Below are 4,483 nucleotides of genomic sequence, written 5' to 3'. Positions count from 1 at the left end.
GCTGAGCAACAGCGCCAGGGCTACCGGGATCCATTTCATCATTTCGTGGCCTTCTTCGGCTGAGGGTCAGTGCTGCCGGCGGCTTCAAACACCAGCGCGTTGCTCTTCTCATTCAGGGTGCGCAGCACCGGTTGCAGCTCACGCAACACCTGGTCGAGGCGCTGCATGTCGCCCACCATCTTGTTGTAAGCCGGTGAACCAGGCTGGAACCCTTTCATGCTGCGGTTCAGCTCCAGCAGCGTTTTCTGCATGTCCTGCGGCAGCGCCTGCATCTCTTTACTGGCGATGATGTCGTTCAGCGACTTCATGGTCTGCTGCGTCGACTTCATGGTTTTCTGACTTTCCGCCAGCGTCTTGGTCGCTTCGTTGATCATCGGATTGATCGGCATCGAATTAATCTTATCCAACGTCTGCATCAGTTTCTGCTGGATCTGCGCCAGACCGCCGCTGGTGGTCGGCATCAGCGGATAACCGAACAGCTCGCGCGGCCCTTTCCACGGTTTCTCCTGCGGATAGAAGTCGAGATCGATATACAGCGAACCGGTCAGCAGGTTGGCGGACTTCATCGAGGCGCGTAAGCCACGAGACTCCGCGTCTTTCAGGTGCCCTTCAATATCGACATTGTCCCCCAGCTGTTTATGAAGCCGATCCGGCTCAATGCGGATCAGCACCGGAATGCGGTAATCGTTATCCAGACGCTGCGCCATGCCCTCTTTATAGAACGGCACCTGCGCCACCGTACCCAGACGGATGCCGCGGAACTCGACCGGCGCGCCCGGCTGCAGGCCGCGTACCGAATCGGAGAAGAACAGCAGGTAGTCCTTATGCACGGTATACAGCGAATCCTGCGTGCTGCGCTGGTTGTCGAACAGCTGGTACTCCGCCTTCTCTTTAGCCTGTTCGCCACGATCCCAACCGTCCGGTACGTCGAAACTGACGCCGCCGCTGAACAGCGTTGTCAACGAGCCCATCTCCACCCGCATGCCCTGCGCCGACATGTCAAACGCCACGCCGCTGTCTTTCCAGAAGCGCACGTTGGTAGTGACCAACTGATCGTAAGGCGCGGTGATGAACAGCTGATAGCGCATGGCGCGCGCTTTCGGATCGAAGTAGCTGGTTTCCACCGACCCGACGCGGTAGCCGCGGAACAGCACCGGATCGCCTGCGTTGAGCTGGCCCGATTTTTCACTGTCCAGCACGATGCGCAGCCCTTTGGCGTCCGGGGAGGCCAGCGGCGGCGCATCGAGCAGCTGATAGTGGTCTTTGCCGTCTTTGCCCTTGCTGCCCGGCTGCAGTTCGATATAGACGCCGGAGAGCAGCGTGCCCAGCCCGGAGACGCCTTCGCGGCCGATCTGCGGTTTCACCACCCAGAAGGCGGAGTCCTGACGCAGCAATTTCTCCATGCTGGCGTTGAGGCGCGCCTGCACCACCACCTTGCTGAGGTCCTCGCTCAGCGTGACGGTTTCCACCACGCCGACGTCAACGCTGCGGCTTTTGATTTTGGTTTTACCCGCTTCCAGCCCTTCCGCCGTCGTGGTGACCAGCGTCACCACCGGCCCCTGATGGCTGAAGTGGTAAAACAGGATCCAGGCGCCGATCAGCGCGGTCACGATGGGAATGATCCACACCGGCGACCAGCGTTTGATCTTCTCGACGTCCGCGACGCTATGATTATTTTCCGTCACCTTGCGGCTCCTTGTTGATTGTTTCACTTGCGCGATCCCAGGTCAGCCGGGGATCAAATGTCATGGCGGCGAACATGGTGAGGATCACCACCAGCGCGAACAGCACGGCGCCCGTCGCGGGATAAATGCTCATCAACTGCCCCATTCGCACCAACGCCGACAACACGGCGATCACGAACACGTCGATCATTGACCAACGGCCAACGAATTCGACCCCTTCATAAATCAGATGCATGCACTCGCTGTCGGCACGCGGTTTCTTCCTGCCGTTGGCGTCCCAGCACAGCCAACCGATCGCCAGCATTTTCAGCGACGGCACCATGATGCTGGCGATGAAAATCACCATCGCCACCGGGTAAGAGCCACTTCCCCACAGCAGGATCACCCCTGCCATGATGGTGGAATTCATCTTGTTGCCCAGTGCCTCGGTCACCATGATCGGCATCAGGTTGGCCGGGATATACAGCATGACGGAGGTCACCAGCAGCGCCAGCGTCCACTGCAGGCTGTGGCGGCGGCGCACATAGCCGGGGGTGTGACAGCGCGGGCAGCGCACCTGGTTGGCCGGCAGGATCGCCGTGCAGCAAGCGCAAGAGCGCACGCCCTGGCGCATGCCGGTACGCCCCGCCGTCAGCGGGCGGTCGAGGCGTGGCGCCGGTTCGATGTCCTGCCACAGCCAACGCCTGTCCACGCACTGGAAAGCGCGCACCTGCAGCAGGCAGAACAGGCAATAAGGCACGAAGCTGCTGCCGATGCCGATATCGCCGTAGGCCATCAGCTTGACGAAGCTGACCAGCACCCCGGCGAGAAAAATCTCCACCATGCACCAGGTCTTGAACTGGAACAGCACCCGGGCCATCCACTCTTTGAGGCCCAGCGGCAAGCGCAACCTGGCGCACAGCAGGATGATCGCCACCATGCAAAACGCCGGGATCAGCTGCACGAACACCATAAACAAGGTGGCCATGCTGGCGTAGTCTTCCGCCACCATGACTTCCGGGATTTGGATCAGCCGGATTTCGTTGCCGAGGCCGGCGACGCGCATGTTGATAAACGGGAAAATGTTGGCCAGCACCAGCATGAACAAGGCGCTGAGCGCGTAACCGATCGGCCGCTTGCGCGGCTCGTCCCAGCGGGTAGTGAGCGTGGTTTTGCAGCGCGGGCAGACCGCTTTGCTGCCATAGGCCAGCGGCGGCAGCGCCACCAGCATGTCACACTGCGGGCAGAGCGTCTTATTCTGTGACGACGCGTCGATGTGCGGTGGCGCTGGCCGATTGACGGATGGCAACATGGTTTTCTCTGGAGTAGGGGGGCAACGCACGGGTACCTTGACTTAAAAAAACGTTCCCAAGAATGATCATGATAGTTTCATTAAGCGTTTTTCGCGCAGAGGCGGGGCGTATTAAGCGTGCGAACTTGCTCTGCAATATCATCTATGATTTGAAAACGTCGGCGATACTCCGCGCGTTTTTTGCTGGGAATATGCTCCAAAGATTTTCTTTCAAACGTCAAGGGCAGTTGCCAGCGCCAGGTATTTTGTTTTATCCCGCCTATCAATGACCAGAAATCGTCGTAACTTGCATGTAAATGCCGGCCTTTGCTCAGTCGATAGCGCAATGAGCGAAAAACGTGTCCATTATCACTGACGCCATAAATGGCGCGCACCGCAGTGAGTTCAGCGAAGCGGCTGATAAACTCCATCAAAACACGTTTGGGGAAAATACCCGACAGAGCACGCGTAGCTTCTTTGATGGTCTCGTGCGGTACGTGCCGTCCAGGGCCTTGCAGACCACCAATGATGAAATGCCATTCAGCCCCTTCGGACACGGCCGAAAAGGTCACGCTGGCGAGTAACACATTATTGTCACCACGCAGCCATAGCGTTGACTCACCTTCTCGTTCTGCCTTGTGCGCACAAGAGGCAGAAATGGTAAAACGCGCCTCTTCTCTGCCGGTGAATTCCGCCAAAATCGTTTCTTCTTGTGATATCAGCGCATTGGACAGCATTTTGTTGTTGAGGGAAGACACATATCGGTAATGGCTGACAATAGCCGATGCGCGTTGTTTGGCATTAAGGTTGCGCATCAGGTATTGCCTGTGCGTTTTACAAGGGAATGTGTTTTGATGATATAATATCGATTTTAAATCACTCTGTTGAGTTAAAATGGATAGTGCCTTTTTAGTCGGTGAATAGTATAAAATAAGTCGAAGTAAGAACTTTGCACGGAAGCTCTTCTTCCTCCAGACAGGGCCTGGGACGATCTGTCCCGAGAGTAATTCGTAGATAATGTTTTTTTTCAAGATTCATATCCTGCAAGCACTATTCTTTGACTTTTGCATGTTTATTGATTGGCGGTTTTTATGCCATTCTAATAGATGATTGTTAATTTATTGTCTGCTATTTATCAAGGTTTGATGGAGAAGGTGTTTTTAACGCTAACGGCATGTAATTGTTGTGCATTTTATAATGTGTTGATGTTTTTTTCTTCATGTGGCGTCATAAGTATGGCTATTGATGTTTGCTCTTTGAAATACAGTGCTCTGAACATTGTTGACATAATTAACCCCGGGGGTAATTTCCTCACTCAGAATATTATTAAAATCAGAATATAATAATGCGTTTTAGAGTGAAGTAGAGGCTGTTGGGATATGTTTTTTCAGGGGGGTAACGATTTTATCGTTAAGCTGCCTAATGAATTAACGAGGTTCGATTGCGGAAATCGGTGCCGTTGACTGATTATTTCCGAGGAGGATTTTCATTTATTCTATCCGGATTGTCTTTCACCCAATTATCATTA

3 protein-coding genes are annotated in these 4,483 nt (G+C 54.8%); all 3 read right to left on the bottom strand.

What is annotated here, in order from left to right; genetic code table 11:
- Positions 1–38: 38 nt before the first annotated feature.
- Complete coding sequence (gene pqiB, locus ACJ8IN_RS24575; protein WP_047569148.1) at positions 39–1,685, bottom strand: intermembrane transport protein PqiB; 1,647 nt, start codon at positions 1,683–1,685, stop codon at positions 39–41.
- Positions 1,672–2,976: a membrane integrity-associated transporter subunit PqiA gene (gene pqiA, locus ACJ8IN_RS24570; protein WP_223307174.1), complete on the bottom strand. Its 1,305-nt coding sequence runs from the start codon at positions 2,974–2,976 to the stop codon at positions 1,672–1,674. The genes pqiB and pqiA overlap by 14 nt, the downstream gene beginning before the upstream one ends.
- An 80-nt stretch (positions 2,977–3,056) precedes the next feature.
- Positions 3,057–3,986: a VirK/YbjX family protein gene (locus ACJ8IN_RS24565; protein WP_047569144.1), complete on the bottom strand. Its 930-nt coding sequence runs from the start codon at positions 3,984–3,986 to the stop codon at positions 3,057–3,059.
- Positions 3,987–4,483 lie beyond the last annotated feature (497 nt).

It is taken from the genome of Serratia sp. CY31944, from assembly GCF_052169175.1.
Lineage (GTDB): Bacteria > Pseudomonadota > Gammaproteobacteria > Enterobacterales > Enterobacteriaceae > Serratia > Serratia sarumanii.
The sequence above is the reverse complement of the archived record's forward strand: the minus strand, read 5'-3'. Positions and strand labels throughout refer to the sequence as shown.